Genomic DNA, 14,846 nt, shown 5'->3' with positions numbered 1-14,846 from the left:
ATGAAGTTATTAACTTCGCTTTCATTTATTTATTTTCTCTCCCCCACTCCAACTCCAACTCCAACTCCCCCCTAGCACCGCCCCCGCCCTTTCCCTACAATAAGGGATCTGTTGAGGCATAACGCAAGGAAAGACGGTGTCGAAAGCCAATCCCAATGCCACTATCGTGGATATCGCCCGCCGCGCCAGGGTGACCAATATCACCGTTTCCCGCGCCTTCAATAAGCCCGAGCTGGTCAAGCCGGAAACCCGCGAGCGTATTCACGCCATCGCCAAAGAGCTGAACTATGTGCCCAACGCGTTCGCGCAGGGGCTGAAAAGCAGCAGCAGCCAGATTATCGGCATCGTCACCAGCAGCATGTACAACCCGTTCTATTCCGGCCTGATCAAGACCGTGTCGCGCATTGCGCGCCAGCAGGGCTACCAGATCATGCTGTTCGACACCGACGGCAGCGAGGAGGCGGAAATGCGTGCCATTCAGGCGCTGTTCGGCTACAAGGCACGCGGCATCCTGCTGTCGGCGGTGCGCGACGACAAGCGCTACCGCCCCGCCTATCTCGAGCTGGCCGAGGTGTACGGCGTGCCACTGATCCTGATCGACCGCGATCTTTACGATCAGCAACTGAGCGGCGTGTTCCTCGATAACCGCGAGATCGGCGTGCTGGCCGGGCGCTATCTGGCGGAGCAGCCGGAGAAGAAGCTTTTGATTATCGGCGGCCCGGCGGATTCGGAAATTACCTTAACGCGCACCGCCGGCATCGTCGCGGCCTTGCAGGGCAGCGGCCGTGAGATTCACATCATCAACGGCGACTATGATTTCACCTCGCAAGAGAGCGAGGTGCGCGCCTATCTGGCGCAGCCGGAGAACCGCCCGGATTACATCATCGGCCTGAACGGCATCATCACACTGGGCGCCATCGCCATCTGCCACGAGATGGGGCTTTATCAGCAGGTGAAGTTCTTCTCGATAGACGAACCGCCGCGCGCCGGCGCTTACGGCCTGCATATTCCGGGGGTGTATCACGATACGCAGAAACTGGGGGAGATCGCCGCGGAGCTGCTGTTCAGCGCCATTCACAGCCCGCGCGGCGAGCTGCCGGTGCGCAGAGAGTTCTTCACCGGCTCGCTGTTGAATCGCTGACGGGCGCTATTGCCCGTAGTAGGCGTGTTTGCCATGCTTGCGCAGGAAATGTTTGTCCAATAGTTCCGGCTGCATCGGGGCGATGGCCGGCGCCAGCTGGCGCGTCGCCATCGCCATGATCGCCACCTCTTCCAGCACCACCGCATTGTGCACCGCATCCGCCGCGTCCTTGCCCCAGGCGAACGGGCCGTGGGAGTAGACCAGCACCCCCGGCACCTGCTGCGGATCGCGCCCCGCCTGATTGAAGGTCTCGATAATCACCTTGCCGGTTTCCCCCTCGTAGTCACCGGCGATCTCCGCCTCGCTCATCGGCCGGGTGCAGGGAATGTCGCCGTAAAAGTAGTCGGCGTGGGTGGTGCCCAGCGCCGGAATCGGCTGCCCGGCCTGCGCCCAGATGGTGGCGTTGCGGCTGTGGGTGTGCACCACGCCGCCAATATCGGCGAAGGCGCGGTACAGCGCCAGGTGGGTGGCGGTGTCGGATGAGGGTTTGCGGTGCCCTTCGCGCACCTTGCCCTCCAGATCCACCACCACCAGATCCTCCAGCGTCATCGCCTCGTAGGCGATGCCCGAAGGCTTGATCACCACCAGCCCGCTCTGGCGGTCGATCGCCGAGACGTTGCCCCAGGTAAAGGTCACCAGCCCGTATGCCGGCAGGCTGAGGTTGGCGGCCAGCACCTGCCGCTTGAGTTCGTTCAGCATGCGATGCCTCCATCAATCATCTGTTGTTCGATCCAGGCCTTGGCCTGGGCGATGCGTTGCTTATCCTGACCGTCTTCGCGCGCCCACATCTCCAGCAGGTAGGGGCCGCGATAGCCGAGCGCGTTGAGCACGGAAAAGGCGTGGGCGAAATCCACGCAGCCTTCGCCGAACGGCACGTCGCGAAACTGCCCGGCGCTGCCCGGCCCCACCGCGACGGTGTCTTTGAGGTGTATGGCGGTGATGCTGCCGATGCCCAGCGCCAGCTCGGCGGCGACGTCGTTGTCCCAGGCGCTGAGGTTGCCGAGATCGGGATACACCGTGAACCACGGGCTGTTGACGTGGCGGGCGATGTCGCGCCATTTACTGATGCTGTTGATGAACGGCGTGTCCATCACCTCCACCGACAGCATCACCTGCGCCCTGGCGGCCTGCGCCGCCGCCCACTGCATGCCCTCGATAAAGCGTGCGCGGCTGTGGCGATCGGCGGGTTCGTAATAGACGTCGTAGCCCGCCAGCTGGATATTGCGGATGCCAAGATCCGTCGCCAGTTCCAGCGCCTTGCTCATCAGCACCCGCGCCCGCTCGCGAGTGGCGGCGTCATGGCTGCCGAACGGATCGCGCCGGTGCGCCGACAGGCACAGGCTCGGCACCGTCACCCCGCTGTCGAGCCGCGCCTGGATAAACGCCAGCCGCTGGCGGCGATCCCAGTCCAGCCGCTGCTGGCGCGCCGGCTGTTCGTCGATCGACATCTCCACAAATTCAAAGCCCAGCTCGGCGGCGGTGGCCAGCCGCTGCGGCCAGCTCAGATCGGCGGGCAGCGCCTTTTCATACAGCCCCAGACAGGCGGCGTTAGTCGTTTGCATCAGTCACCTCACTCAAAGCCTGGGCGACCGCCAGATAGCGTGCCTGCTGGGCGCGCAGGCGCCGGTGGGCGGCGGTCGCGGGATAATAACAGCGCAGTTTGGGCGGCGCGGCGGCGATCGCTTCGGCGAATCCGGCGTACTCCCCGGCGCCGACGGCGGCGCACAGGGCGGCGGCGCGACAGCCGCTCTGGCGCGTTTCCACCACCTCGAGCGGCAGGTTGCCGGCGTCGGCGTACATCTGCATCCACACCTCGGACTGCGTCGGCCCGCCGGTCATGCGCACCCGCTCGATGCGCGGGTTCAGCTGCACCATGCGCTCCTGATGGATCAGGTGCGAGAACACGATGCCCTGGTAGATCGCCTGCACCACGTCCGCCATCTCGTGGTGGGCGCTCAGACCGATCAGCCCGCCCGGCGTGTTGCCGCCGAGGTTGGAGCCGTACAGATACGGCAGGAACAGCAGCCCGCTGGGCTGCTCGCGGCGCTCGGCCACCCAGGCGTTGAACTGGGCGTAGCGCTGCCGGTCGTCGGCGCAGAACTGGCGCAGGAACCAGGCCAGGTTGCCGGCCGAGGTCGGGCTGCCTTCGTGCACGAAATAGCGGCCGTCGATACAGTAGCGCCCCCAGGCGTAGGGGTAATCGGCGGGAATGATGCGCTCGGCCACGCAGGTGGCGATCGACCAGGTGCCCGCCACCGCGCTGAGCGTGCGATCGTCGGCCACGCCGGAGCTGAGCGCCGCGCCCACAACGTCGAACAGGCCACCGTACACCGCGGTGCCCGCTCGCAGGCCGCACTGCGCCGCCGCAGCGGCCGTCACCCGCCCGGCCAACTGCGCCGAGCCGATCGTTGGCGCGGTCTTCTCCTGCGCCTCTTCGATGCCGAAGGCCGCCATCAGCGCCGGATCGTAAGCGCCGCTGTGCTGGTTAAACAGGTTGCTGCCGGAGATATTGGTCACCTCGGCCGCCGCCTCGCCGGTGAGGCGAAAGCGCAGGTAGTCGTGCGCCATCAGGATGCGATCGACGGCGGCGTACTGCGCCGGTTGCCGCTGCTTCAGCCAGCGCAGCAGCAGCGCCGGATGGCTGGGCCACAGCGGCTGCAGGCTGCGCGGGTAGGTCTGCGCGTCCACCCCGGCGCGGCGCAGCTCAGCCGCCGTGGCCGCCGCGCGGTTGTCCGAAGAGAGGATGCCGTTGCCGACCGGCTTGCCGTGGCGATCGATGGCGTACAGCCCTTTGCCGTGCGCCGAAAAGCTGACGCCGCGCACCTGCCCGGCCTCCAGCCCCGCCGCGTGCAGCGTCTGGCGGATCGCCGCGCAGACGTCATCCCACAGCGCGTCCATATTGCGTTCGCTAAAGCCCGGCTGGGCGGCGATCGCCGCGCCGTCGCGCTCGGCGATCGCCAGCTCTTCGCCGCTTGCCCGGTACAGCCCGGCCTTGATCACCGTGCCGCCGACGTCTATGCCAAGAAAGACTGACATCGCGCCTCCTATTTGCGCCGCACGGAGCTGAGGTAGATGGCGGCCAGGATGATGCCGCCCTTCACCACATTCTGGATATACGGCGATACGTTCATCAGGTTGAGGCCGTTGTTGAGCACCCCGAGCATCATCGCCCCCACCAGCGTACCGACGATGGCGCCGCGCCCGCCGGAGATCGCCGCCCCGCCCAGCACAACGGCGGCGATGGCGTCCAGCTCGAAGCCTTCACCGGCGTTGGGCTGCCCGCTCATCAGGCGCGAGGTCAGCACCAGCCCGGCCAGCGCGGCGGTCAGGCCGCTGATCACGTACACCAGCATCTTGTAGCGCGGCACGCGGATGCCGCTCAGGCGCGCCGCCTCTTCGTTGCCGCCCATCGCGTAGACGTAGCGGCCGAACGGCAGCTGGTTGAGCATCAGCCAGGCCAGCAGGTACACGCCGAGCATGATCAGGATCGGCACCTGGATGCCCAGCACCGTGCCGCGGCCGAAGAAGGAGAAGACGTCGGGCAGGCCGGAGATCGGGTAGCCGCCGGTATAGAGCAGCGCCAGGCCGCGGGCGATGCCCATCGAGGCCAGGGTGACGATGATCGGCGGCATGCGCAGGTAGGCGATGCAGGCGCCGTTGGCCAGGCCGAACAGCGCGCCGAGCGCCAGCGCGGCCACCATCGCCAGCGGGATCGGCACCGCCGCCAGCATCAGCCCGGCGGCGACCGAACCGGCCAGCGCCATCACCGGCCCCACCGAGAGATCGATGCCGCCGGTCAGGATGGCGCAGGTCATGCCCACCGCGATGATGGCGTTGATCGACACCTGGCGCGCTACGTTGGTCAGGTTGTTGACGCTGAGGAAGCTGTCGTTCAGCAGGCTCATCAGCACGAACAGGACAGCGAAGCCGATAAACGGCAGGACCGCCGGGTGATGCAGCAGTTTTTCCCAGCGCTTGCCGAGGCTGGGGCCGGCGGCGCGGCGCGCCACGGCGGGTTGTTCAATTCCGATCATAAGGCACTCCCGGTCGCGTGAAGCATGATGTGGTTGGATTCGATGTCGTCGCCGGTCAGCTCGGCGACGATGTGGCCGCCGCGAAACACCAGCACGCGGTCGCACACGCCGATGATCTCCGGCAGTTCAGAGGAAATCATGATGATGGAGATGCCCTGCTGGGTCAGTTGCTGCATCAGCTGGTAGATCTCGGCCTTGGCGCCCACGTCGATGCCGCGCGTCGGCTCGTCGAAGATCAGGATGTTGCAGTCGTTGTTGAGCCAGCGGGCGATCACCACCTTCTGCTGGTTGCCGCCGCTCAGGGTGCTGACGGCGGTCTCGGCGTCCGGGGTTTTCACCCCCACGGCGCGGATCAGCCGCTGCACCACGTCGCGATCCTTGCGGGCGCTGACGAAGATCTTGCCGCGCCGGTGGTGCCGGTTGAGGGTGATGTTCTGCGCCACCGAAAACGGCAGCACCAGGCCCTCGGTTTTGCGGCTCTCCGGCAGCAGGCCGATGCCCTGCGCCAGCGCCTGCGCCGGGGAGCGCAGCGCCGCCGGTTGGCCGCCGAGGCTGACGCGTTTGCGGTGGCAGCGGCTGGCGCCGATCAGCGCCGAGACGGTCTCGGTGCGCCCGGAGCCCACCAGCCCGGCGAAGCCGAGGATCTCACCCTTGTGCAGGTGGAAGCGGTCGGTCACGCCGTGCTTCTCGCGCTGGATCTCCGCCTCCAGCAGCACCGTCGCGGTATCGACCGGATGCTGTTTCACCGGGAAGGCGTTCTCGATTTTGCGCCCGACCATCAGCCGCACCAGCTCTTCCACGTTGGTGTCGCCGGTGGCCAGCGTTTCGATGTAGGCGCCGTCGCGCAGCACGGTGATGCGATCGCAGATGGTGAAGATCTCGTCCAGATGGTGCGAGATAAACACCATGCCAACGCCCAGCAGCCGCAGATCGTTCATCACGCTGAACAGGTGTTCGGCCTCGCCCGGCGTCAGCGTGGCGGTCGGTTCGTCCAGCACCAGCACCCGCGCCTCCAGCGACAGCGCCTTGGCGATCTCAACGAACTGCTGCTGCGCCACGCTCAGCTGCTCCACCGGGCAATCGAGATCGATAGCCACCGTCAGCCGCTTGAAGATCGCCTCGGCCTTGCGCCGCATCGCCCGCCGATCCAGCAGGCCCCAACGGTTCCTGATCTCCCGGTTGAGGAAGATGTTGTCGATGGCGCTCATGTAGGGAATCAACGAGAATTCCTGAAAAATAATGCCGACCCCAGCCTCGATCGCCTGGCGATAGTTGTTAAAGCGGCGCTGCTCGCCGTCGATAAAAATGTCGCCCTCGTCCGGCTGATGGATGCCGCACATGATTTTCACCAGCGTCGATTTGCCGGCGCCGTTTTCGCCCAGCAGGGCGTGCACCTCGCCCCGTTGAATGGCCAGATCGATGCCGTCCAGCGCCTTCACGCCGGGAAAGCTCTTTTTTATTCGCTTCAGTTCCAGTAAAGGTGTCACCGCATTGCCCTCCGCGCCGAACGCCCCGCCGCAGCGGGGCGAACCTGCCGCTGTTACCAGCTAAAGCCGGCCGCATTGCTGCGGTCGATCAGCTTCACTTTGACCGGCACGGTTTTCGGCACCGTGGCGCCCCAGTAGCGGGCCAGCGCAATGCCGAGCGCGATGCGCAGCTGGTCACGCGGGAACTGCGCCGAGGTGGCGATAAACGGCGAATTCGGCTTGAGGATCTCTTTGATGGCTTCCGGCTGGCCGTCGACGCTCACCAGCTTGACCTTGGCGCCGTTGCTTTCGATCGCCGCCAGGGCACCGAGCGCGCCGACGTCGTTGACGCTGAAGATGCCCGCCAGATCCGGCGCCGACTGCAGCATGTTTTCGGTGACGGTCAGCGCGGTGTCGCGCTCCTGCTTGCCGTTTTGCTTGGTGACGATCTTGATGTCGGGGTATTTCTTCATCGCCGCTTCAAAGCCGCGCACGCGCTCCAGGATCGGCACCACCGGGATGCCGTCGAGGATCGCCACCTTGCCTTTGCCGCCCAGCGCTTTCGCCAGGTACTCGCCCGCCTGGAAGCCAGCGTCGTAATTTTCCGAGCCGACGAACGAGTCCAGCGGCCCTTCCGCCTGCGCGTCGATCGCCACCACCACCGCGCCGGCCTTATGGGCGGAGATCACCGCTGACTGCACCCCCACCGAGTCGGTCGGGTTGATCAGCAGGATATCCACCTTCTTCTGCAGCATGTCCTCCACGTCGCCGATCTGTTTGGCGACGTCATGGCGCGCATCGGCCACGTACACCTTGGCGCCGATATCCGCCGCCGCCTGATCCAGCGCCTGCTTCATGGTGACGAAGTAGTCGTTGTTCATTTCCTGGAACGACATACCGATAGTGATTTGCTTGGCCAGCGCCCCATGGCTGGCCGCCAACATTCCACCGGCGACGATAAAAGGCAGGGTCTTTTTGAATAATGAAAACATAGCCAATTCTCCTGTAGGGAAGCTTCTTGTTGTGGTTATCAGAGCAACAGCATGTCTTTACGTTTGGCCGACCGGCCGGCCCCTCCATTGCGGAGCGAGCCGGCGATCGTGACTGCAACAGCGGTACAGCGGGAGGGTCAGGGAACCAGGATCACCTTGATGGAGTCGGTCGAGTCCGCCAGGGCGAAGGCTTCGTCCCAGTCATTCAATGAATAGCTGTGGGTAACCACGCCGCTTGAGGTCACCAGCCCGCGCTCGAACAGATCGATGGCGATCTCATAGCTGTAGGGCGCCAGGTGCGCGCCGCGAATGTCCAGCTCCTTGCGATCGCCGATGATGGACCAGTCGACGGTGGTTTCCTTGCCGAACACGCTGAACTCCACGAAGCGGCCCAGCTTGCGGATCATCTGCAGCCCCTGGGTGACGCCGATCGGCGCGCCGGTGGCCTCGATGTACACGTCGCAGCCGTAGCCGCCGGTCAGCGATTTGACGATCTGGTCGGCGTCTTCCTTCAGCGGGTTGATCACCACGTCGGCGCCAAACTCCTTCGCCAGCGCCAGCCGCTCGTCGATGGCGTCGATCACGATCAGTTTCTTCGGCGTTTTCAGCCGCGCCACCTGCACCATGCACAGCCCCAGCGGCCCGGCGCCGGCCAGCACCACCACGTCGTCCAGCTGGATGTCGCCGCGCGCCACGGTGTGAATGGCGCAGGCCATCGGCTCGATCAATACCGCGTCTTCATGGCTCAGGCTTTCCGGGATCTTGTGCACGATGGCGTTCTCGGAAAAGCGCATGTATTCCGCCATGCCGCCCTCCGCCACGTCTTTCTGGAAGCCGTAAATGTTATGCGTCTCACACATCCAGTAACTGCCGGATTTGCAGTAACGGCATTCCCAGCACGGCACGATCTGCTCGGCGATCACCCGCTCGCCGAGCCGGTATTTGCCTTCCGCGCCCTCGCCCAGCGCGGCGATGCGGCCGTAGAACTCGTGCCCCGGCACCACCGGCGGTTTAACCCACGGGTTCTCCCCCCAAAACATCTGCGCGCCGTTCTTGCATTTGCAGTCGCCGGCGCAGATGCCGCAGCCTTCCACCTTGATTACCAGCTCGCGCGCCTTCGGCAGCGGCGTGGGCACCTGTTCGAAACGGTAGTCCTGCGGGCCGTGGCAAACGACCGCGCGCATTTTTTCCGGCAACTGGCTCATCTCTTCCTCCAATACTCTCATTAAACGCTTGAAAATTATGAATGTTGACGTTGTCATTTTTATCAAACAAAAAACAAACCGAGTTATAAAGCTATAAATTTCAACAAATTAACCATTACACATCCCGATAACTAAAAATGACAACGTGAACATAGAGCGACATATAACCAAAGCTGCAAAAATAATTATTTGAGCAAAATCACAGTTCATTAACATTGCGGCTAAAAATGCTACAAATGCGGATCGCGATCCCATTTACGGGATCGCCGATCCGGGCAGATCCGCTAAATCAGCAGGCGCACGCGATCGTAGATCTGGCGATCCTCCGGCCGCGACGATCGCGCCTGCTGGCGCAGGGTGCGCACCAGCGTGTCGATAAACGCATGGGCGGTGGCGCTCAGAATGCTGTTGCGCCGGGTGACGATATTCAACTGCGCCGGTTGGCAGCTCTCGCGCAGCGCCAGCGGCTGCAGGCGAGAGGCGAACTGCGGCAGCGCGACGATCGGCCGCGGGCACCAGGTGCACATCTCGGCGGATTCCACCAGCGCCTGCAGCATGCCGAACGAATGCGCCTGGATAATGCGCTGGCGCGGCAGGCGCGCGCCGTGGCGGTGGAACACCTCATCGAGCAGCGCATCGAAACTTTCCTGGGTATAGCTCATCACCCAATCCTGCTCCAGCAGCTGATGCAGCGAGGTGCTGTGCGCCAGCGGATGGCCGCGCCGCACCATGTACGCCGTTTCATACTCCAGCAGCGGCTCGCAGTGGAACTCCTGCGGCGCCGACGACGCCGGCAGCGGCGTGATGGCGAAATCCATCGTGCCCTCGCGCAGCTGCGACTGGGCGTTGGCCATCAGGCTTTCCGACAGTTCCAGCCGCACCGCCGGCACCTTGCTGCGAAACGCCATCACCGCCGGCGGCAGCACCGTCAGCATCAGCCAGGGAGTGATCGCCGCCTTGACCAGATCCGCCGCACTCCCGCGCAGCGCCGCCATTTCGCCCTGCGCCTGCTCCAACTGGTTCAGCACCAGCCGGGCGTGCACCAGCAGGGTTTTGCCGTAGGGGGTAAAACCCAGCCCGGTCGGCGTGCGGATCAGCAGCGGCAGCGCCTGTTCTTGCTCCAGTTCGCGCAGTGCGCGGGTCACCGCCGCCTGCGACAGCCCCAGATGCCGCGCCGCCGCGCGAATGCTGCCGCTGTCGGCGCTGGCCACCAGCGCCTGCAGTTGGTGCAGTTTCATGCTCACCTCCTGACAATCATAGGTTGTCAGCATAACCGAACGGCGGCTACCCGGCAAAAACGGAGTTTGCTAGTCTCGATACCAACCTCTCTGCCCCGTTCCGTACCCGTTAGCCGGGGCCCTTTGCCGGAGATCGTGATGATGCATTCACTGGTACTGCCTGATATCGCCGCCGTTCATGATGAGATGGTCGCGCTTCGCCGCCACATTCACGCCCACCCGGAGCTGGGCTTCCAGGAGTTTGCGACGTCGGCTTTGGTGGCGCAGCGGCTGGAGGAATGGGGTTACCGCGTCACGCGTGGCGTAGGACAAACCGGCGTTGTCGCCACATTGCAGCGCGGGCCGGGAAAATCGCTCGGCATCCGCGCCGACATGGACGCCCTGCCGATTGCCGAAACCACCGAACTGCCTTACGCCAGCACCCATTCCGGGGTGATGCATGCCTGCGGCCACGACGGGCACACCGCCATGCTGCTGGCGGCGGCCCGCTATCTGGCGCGGCAGCCGAACTTTTTCGGCACGCTGCATCTGATCTTTCAGCCGGCGGAAGAAGGCGGCGGCGGCGCCAAAGTGATGATTGAAGACGGCCTGTTTGAGCGCTTCCCCTGCGACGCGGTGTTCGCCATGCACAACGTGCCCGGCTTACCCACCGGCCACCTGGGCTTCGCCTGCGGCCCCTTCATGTGTTCGGCCGATACGGTGCACATCACCCTGCACGGCCACGGCGGCCACGGCGCGGTGCCGCAGAGCACCGTCGATCCGGTGGTGGCCTGCGCGGCCATCGTCATGAGCCTGCAAACCATCGTGGCGCGCAATATCGATCCGCAGGAAACGGCGATCGTCACCGTGGGGGCGATGCAGGCCGGCCAGGCCGCCAACGTGATCCCGGCGACCGCCACCCTGACGCTCAGCGTGCGCGCGCTGACGGCGGCGGTGCGCGCGCGGCTGGAACAGCGCATCACCGAGCTGGTCACGGCGCAGGCCGCCAGCTTCGGCGCCCGCGCGGAGATCGACTATCAGCACGGCTACCCGGTGCTGGTGAACCACCCGGCAGAAACCGAGCTGGCGCGCGCGGTGGCGCTGGAATGGGCCGGAGAGAGCCGGGTGATCCCCACGCTGCGGCCATTCACCGCCAGCGAAGATTTCGCCTTTATGCTGGAGAAGTGCCCAGGCAGCTACATCTCGATCGGCAACGGCCCCGCCACGCCGGGCAATTCTCTGCACAACCCCGGTTATGACTTCAACGACGACAGTCTGTCGTTGGGCGCCACTTACTGGGTCAAATTGGTCGAGCGCTTTTTGGCTCGCCCCGCGGTTTAATCGCCAACACAGAGGAAATGACATGAAAATCATCAAAGGGCTGTTGTTGTTGTTGTTGCCGCTGGCCGCGAGCTTTCCCGCGCTGAGCGGTGAATTCAGCGGCAAAGTGATCAAGCTGGGCATCGATCCCACCTTTCCGCCGCTGGAGTATAAAAACCCGCAGGGCAAGCTGACCGGCTTCGGCGTCGATATCGCCCAGGCGCTGTGCGACCAGATGCAGGCCAAATGCGTGTGGGTGGAAAGCAGTTGGGACGGCATGATCCCCGGCCTGCAGGCGAAGAAGTTCGACGCCATCGCCTCGTCGATGACCATTACGCCACAGCGCCGGCAGCAGATCGCTTTCTCCAGCAAAGTCTCCAACGCCCCGGCGCGGCTGGTGGCGCATAAAGGCAGCAATCTGCAGCCTACCGCCGCCTCGCTGAAAGGCAAATCGGTCGGCGTGCAGCAAGGTTCCAGCCAGGAGGCCTACGCCAATGCGCTGTGGCGGCCGGCCGGCGTCAACGTGGTCGCCTACCAAAGCCAGCAGGAGGTGAACGAAGATCTGGCCAACGGCCGCCTGGATGCGTCACTGCTGGCCAGCGTCAGCGCCAGCGAATTCTTCAAAACGCCCGGCGGCAAAGACTTTGCCTTTATCGGCGCCGAATTGAGCGACAGCAAGTACTTCGGCGTCGGCGACGGCATCGGGGTCCGCAAAGAGGATACCGCGCTGCTTAACGCCTTCAACACCGCGCTGCAGGCGATCCGCGCCAACGGCACTTACAAGAAAATCAACGACAAGTATTTCGACTTCGACATGTACGGCGCGGAGCAGTAACACGCGTTCCCCGGCGGTCACCTGCAGGTCCTGCAGGATGGGGAGGCGCCTTCGGCCGCCGGGGAACGCCCCAACGGAAACGGCAATGTCGGCAAGAACGGAAAATCAGGCGGGATAAGGATGCGGGCCAGGCAGGACGCCCGGCCCGCTAAAGCGGGTTACTTCACTTCGCCCATCGCCTTCAGCTTTTTGGACAGCTCGCGGCGTTCTTTGGACAGATCGGCATTTTTGATGATGTAGTCATCAACGCGATCTTCGTAGTCGCTGCGCATGTTGGCGATGATGCCCTGAATGTCTTCAATGCTCATGCCGGGCTTGATGTACTCACTCAGGTTGTCGAGCAGCAGCACGCGCTTCTGGTTATCACGAATTTTCTTTTCGTTGTCGACGATCTCGCGTTGCAGTTTGTTTTTGCGGCGGAACATACGCACAAACTCCAGCACGTCCTGGAAACTCGGCTTATTTGCATTATCCATCTTTATACCCTTGCTTTAGTAATACACAGATTCATTTGCTTACGGCCACATGGCACCAAGATACAGGTTTGTGGCGGTCCGGCACAACAGTGATTGGCTTATCTTACCCACTTTGCCCCGGCGGCCAAAACCCAAAGCGCCGCCTTCATGATCTGACCCCTTATTCGCGCCCGGCGGCGGTGCAGACCTGGAGCAAATCCCCCAACTCTTCCAACTGCTGCGCCAGCTCCATGCTGAGCCAGACATAGCCGTAAATCGGCGCTTCGCCGTGCTGGCCAAGGCTGACCTCCTGCATCAGCGTTTTCAGCTCGCCGGCGATCTCCGCCAACTGCCCCGCCGCCGCCTGCCGCTGCGCCTGCGGCCCTTCGCGCATCAGCACCGCCAACGACTCCAGCGAGCTCAGCGTCAGCAGCTGGGTGCTGCGCAGCGTGCGGGCGTTCAACATAATGAAGTGCGTTTCGCGCGAGGCCCAGTAGGCGTCGGCCATCAGCTCCAGCGTGCACACCAGATTGCGGCTGAGGGTTTGCACCGCCTCGAACACCGCTTTGGGGATGCGGGTTTCCTTGCTGGCGGGCACGATCAGGCTGCGCAGCTTCACCACCTGATTCAACAGATCCTTGAGCTGCGGCTCCAGCCGCGGCCGCTCAATGACGTTCGGCGAAAAATACGCGCCGTAGATACGGGCGGCGGTTTGCAGGCAGTCCGCCATTTGCATGCGCCACAGAATGTAGGCGCGCTGTGGGTAGATGCTGGTGAACAGCAGCGCCAGCAGCGAGCCGAAGATCACGTCGCCGCTGCGCCACAGCGCGGTGTGCATGTCACCGGCGCCCGCGCCGCACACCACCGCCAGCGTGATCCCCACCAGCAGCGCCATATACGGCCGTTTGCCGAGCGTCAGATAACCGCAGACGAACATCACCACGCCGCACCATGCCAGCATCAGCGGCAGCGAATAGAGTTCCAGATACAGGGCGATCAGGCCGGAAGCCGCGCCAAACACCGTACCGGCAATGCGTTGCAGCGCCCGCTGCAGCACGTTGCCCCAAAACGAGATCGGCCCCATCACCACCACCAGGGTGATCAGCGGCCAGGTGCCTTCAGGCACCGCCAGCAGGCGGATCAGCAGAAAAGTCAGGATAAACGCCAGCCCGATGCGCACGCCGTGGACGACGCGATAATGGCGATAGGTCAGCAGTTCAAGTGAAGAGATTTTTCGATCGAGGCGCACAGTGCCTCCGATAAACACCAGCCAGGCCGCTATTTTAGCGGAGGAAGCCCGGCGAGGAAAAGGCGAATGAGGCGTCCCCCATTCGCCGTCAGGCTCAGGCGGCGTACTTGTCGACCAGCGCGCGCAGAACGGCGGCGGTTTCAACATCCATCACGCCGTCATACTTCTGCGGACGGAAGTGCAGCTGGAACGCGCGCACCAGCTGGCGGTAGCCTTCTGCGGTGTTCGCCGCCGAGGTGTCGTAGCCGTATTGGGCGAACAGTTTCAGCAGCTCAGCCTGCGCCGGCAGACCCTGGCTGCAGTATTCCTGCTGGCGCTGCTGCTTGGTCGCTTCGTCATACCAGGCGCCGACGCCGGCCTGATACAGCTGCTGCCACGGGAACTGCGGGCCCGGATCGCTCTTGCGGCCCGGCGCGATGTCGGAGTGCGCCACCACGTTCACCGGCGAGATGTCCGGATAACGCTGCAGGATGTTCTGCGCCAGCTGGGTGACCGCCTCGATCTGCTGCGGATTGAACGGCGGGAAGGTGATGTTTCCACCGTCGCCGCTCGCCAGGTTGACGATCTCGATGCCGATCGAGGTGTCGTTGATATTGCTGCGGGTGCCCCACTGGCTGGTGCCGGCATGCCAGGCGCGCTCGTTCTCGTCCACCAGGTTGAAAATGCGCACGCCGCTGAAGCCGGCGGCCTGATAGGTGGCATCGGTCGGATCCGGCACCAGATAGTGCGCGCTGACCGATTTTCCGGTCAACGACGTCACCGAGTCGGCGAAGTTTTGCGCCGTGTAGTGCAGCACCAGAAAGCGCACGCGGTGGCCGAAGCTGGCGACCGATCGGTAGCTATTGTAATCAATCTTGTACATCGTAAAGTCCCTCTCTCGTTTGATTTCACTGAGCGGCCTCTCATCATGACAGGCCGCTCCGCACAGGTGA

The 14,846-nt window shown here is 63.9% G+C and carries 14 protein-coding genes; 3 read left to right on the top strand and 11 right to left on the bottom strand.

Annotation, left to right across the window (positions count from 1 at the left end; translation table 11 throughout):
- Positions 1-136 precede the first annotated feature (136 nt).
- Positions 137-1,141 (top strand): LacI family DNA-binding transcriptional regulator, encoded by a 1,005-nt coding sequence (locus tag ACJ8PN_RS08055; RefSeq protein WP_103829675.1) that lies wholly within the window; start codon positions 137-139, stop codon positions 1,139-1,141.
- Positions 1,142-1,147: 6 nt separating this feature from the next.
- Here the strand turns inward: ACJ8PN_RS08055 and araD are convergent, their stop codons facing one another.
- From araD to ACJ8PN_RS08015, 8 genes are all read right to left on the bottom strand, one after another.
- On the bottom strand, positions 1,148-1,840 hold the full coding sequence (gene araD, locus ACJ8PN_RS08050) for an L-ribulose-5-phosphate 4-epimerase (RefSeq protein WP_033632583.1): 693 nt from the start codon (positions 1,838-1,840) through the stop codon (positions 1,148-1,150).
- The gene (locus ACJ8PN_RS08045) at positions 1,834-2,703 is read right to left on the bottom strand and encodes an L-ribulose-5-phosphate 3-epimerase (protein ID WP_442534797.1); all 870 of its coding nucleotides are present in this window, start codon (positions 2,701-2,703) and stop codon (positions 1,834-1,836) included. Before ACJ8PN_RS08045 ends, araD begins: the two co-directional genes overlap by 7 nt.
- Positions 2,690-4,177, bottom strand: a complete 1,488-nt coding sequence (locus tag ACJ8PN_RS08040) for an FGGY-family carbohydrate kinase (protein ID WP_351109386.1) — start codon at positions 4,175-4,177, stop codon at positions 2,690-2,692. Before ACJ8PN_RS08040 ends, ACJ8PN_RS08045 begins: the two co-directional genes overlap by 14 nt.
- 8 nt (positions 4,178-4,185) lie before the next feature.
- The gene (locus ACJ8PN_RS08035) at positions 4,186-5,175 is read right to left on the bottom strand and encodes an ABC transporter permease (RefSeq protein ID WP_015378500.1); all 990 of its coding nucleotides are present in this window, start codon (positions 5,173-5,175) and stop codon (positions 4,186-4,188) included.
- Positions 5,172-6,662 (bottom strand): sugar ABC transporter ATP-binding protein, encoded by a 1,491-nt coding sequence (locus ACJ8PN_RS08030; RefSeq protein WP_442534796.1) that lies wholly within the window; start codon positions 6,660-6,662, stop codon positions 5,172-5,174. Before ACJ8PN_RS08030 ends, ACJ8PN_RS08035 begins: the two co-directional genes overlap by 4 nt.
- 53 nt (positions 6,663-6,715) lie before the next feature.
- Complete coding sequence (locus ACJ8PN_RS08025) at positions 6,716-7,633, bottom strand: ABC transporter substrate-binding protein (protein ID WP_015378502.1); 918 nt, start codon at positions 7,631-7,633, stop codon at positions 6,716-6,718.
- Positions 7,634-7,770: 137 nt separating this feature from the next.
- Positions 7,771-8,838 carry a zinc-binding dehydrogenase gene (locus ACJ8PN_RS08020; RefSeq protein ID WP_171454403.1) on the bottom strand — a complete coding sequence of 356 codons (1,068 nt, stop codon included), beginning with the start codon at positions 8,836-8,838 and terminating at the stop codon, positions 7,771-7,773.
- A gap of 284 nt (positions 8,839-9,122) precedes the next feature.
- Entirely contained in the window at positions 9,123-10,076 is a 954-nt protein-coding gene (locus ACJ8PN_RS08015; protein WP_171454404.1) for a LysR substrate-binding domain-containing protein, read from the bottom strand.
- A 138-nt stretch (positions 10,077-10,214) separates the two neighbouring features.
- On the opposite strand from ACJ8PN_RS08015, the gene ACJ8PN_RS08010 reads away from it, so the two are divergent.
- Positions 10,215-11,396: a M20 aminoacylase family protein gene (locus tag ACJ8PN_RS08010; RefSeq protein ID WP_171454405.1), complete on the top strand. Its 1,182-nt coding sequence runs from the start codon at positions 10,215-10,217 to the stop codon at positions 11,394-11,396.
- Between the two features lie 22 nt (positions 11,397-11,418).
- A complete protein-coding gene (locus ACJ8PN_RS08005; protein ID WP_442534795.1) occupies positions 11,419-12,210 on the top strand; it encodes an ABC transporter substrate-binding protein in 792 nt (263 codons plus the stop codon).
- A gap of 158 nt (positions 12,211-12,368) precedes the next feature.
- Here ACJ8PN_RS08005 and tmaR read toward each other — a convergent pair whose 3' ends face one another.
- The 3 genes from tmaR to ACJ8PN_RS07990 all read right to left on the bottom strand — a co-directional run bounded on the left by tmaR (position 12,369) and on the right by ACJ8PN_RS07990 (position 14,776).
- Positions 12,369-12,686: a PTS system regulator TmaR gene (tmaR, locus tag ACJ8PN_RS08000; protein ID WP_004935612.1), complete on the bottom strand. Its 318-nt coding sequence runs from the start codon at positions 12,684-12,686 to the stop codon at positions 12,369-12,371.
- Between the two features lie 160 nt (positions 12,687-12,846).
- Positions 12,847-13,914 carry an FUSC family protein gene (locus tag ACJ8PN_RS07995; RefSeq protein WP_103085493.1) on the bottom strand — a complete coding sequence of 356 codons (1,068 nt, stop codon included), beginning with the start codon at positions 13,912-13,914 and terminating at the stop codon, positions 12,847-12,849.
- Between the two features lie 94 nt (positions 13,915-14,008).
- Positions 14,009-14,776, bottom strand: a complete 768-nt coding sequence (locus tag ACJ8PN_RS07990; protein WP_021505907.1) for an N-acetylmuramoyl-L-alanine amidase — start codon at positions 14,774-14,776, stop codon at positions 14,009-14,011.
- Positions 14,777-14,846: the final 70 nt, after the last annotated feature.

It is taken from the genome of Serratia sp. CY76391, from assembly GCF_052166695.1.
Taxonomy (GTDB): domain Bacteria; phylum Pseudomonadota; class Gammaproteobacteria; order Enterobacterales; family Enterobacteriaceae; genus Serratia; species Serratia nematodiphila.
Note: the sequence above shows the minus strand (reverse complement) of the source record. Positions and strands in the feature narration are given on the sequence as shown.

Bases quoted from the DNA above. Each gene is read 5' to 3' on its own strand.
- ACJ8PN_RS07990 (WP_021505907.1), bottom strand. From the start codon at position 14,776: ATGTACAAGATTGATTACAATAGCTACCGATCGGTCGCCAGCTTCGGC.
- araD (WP_033632583.1), bottom strand. From the start codon at position 1,840: ATGCTGAACGAACTCAAGCGGCAGGTGCTGGCCGCCAACCTCAGCCTG.
- ACJ8PN_RS08025 (WP_015378502.1), bottom strand. From the start codon at position 7,633: ATGTTTTCATTATTCAAAAAGACCCTGCCTTTTATCGTCGCCGGTGGA.
- ACJ8PN_RS08010 (WP_171454405.1), top strand. From the start codon at position 10,215: ATGATGCATTCACTGGTACTGCCTGATATCGCCGCCGTTCATGATGAG.
- ACJ8PN_RS08005 (WP_442534795.1), top strand. From the start codon at position 11,419: ATGAAAATCATCAAAGGGCTGTTGTTGTTGTTGTTGCCGCTGGCCGCG.
- ACJ8PN_RS08015 (WP_171454404.1), bottom strand. From the start codon at position 10,076: ATGAAACTGCACCAACTGCAGGCGCTGGTGGCCAGCGCCGACAGCGGC.
- ACJ8PN_RS08040 (WP_351109386.1), bottom strand. From the start codon at position 4,177: ATGTCAGTCTTTCTTGGCATAGACGTCGGCGGCACGGTGATCAAGGCC.
- ACJ8PN_RS08020 (WP_171454403.1), bottom strand. From the start codon at position 8,838: ATGAGCCAGTTGCCGGAAAAAATGCGCGCGGTCGTTTGCCACGGCCCG.
- tmaR (WP_004935612.1), bottom strand. From the start codon at position 12,686: ATGGATAATGCAAATAAGCCGAGTTTCCAGGACGTGCTGGAGTTTGTG.
- ACJ8PN_RS08035 (WP_015378500.1), bottom strand. From the start codon at position 5,175: ATGATCGGAATTGAACAACCCGCCGTGGCGCGCCGCGCCGCCGGCCCC.
- ACJ8PN_RS08045 (WP_442534797.1), bottom strand. From the start codon at position 2,703: ATGCAAACGACTAACGCCGCCTGTCTGGGGCTGTATGAAAAGGCGCTG.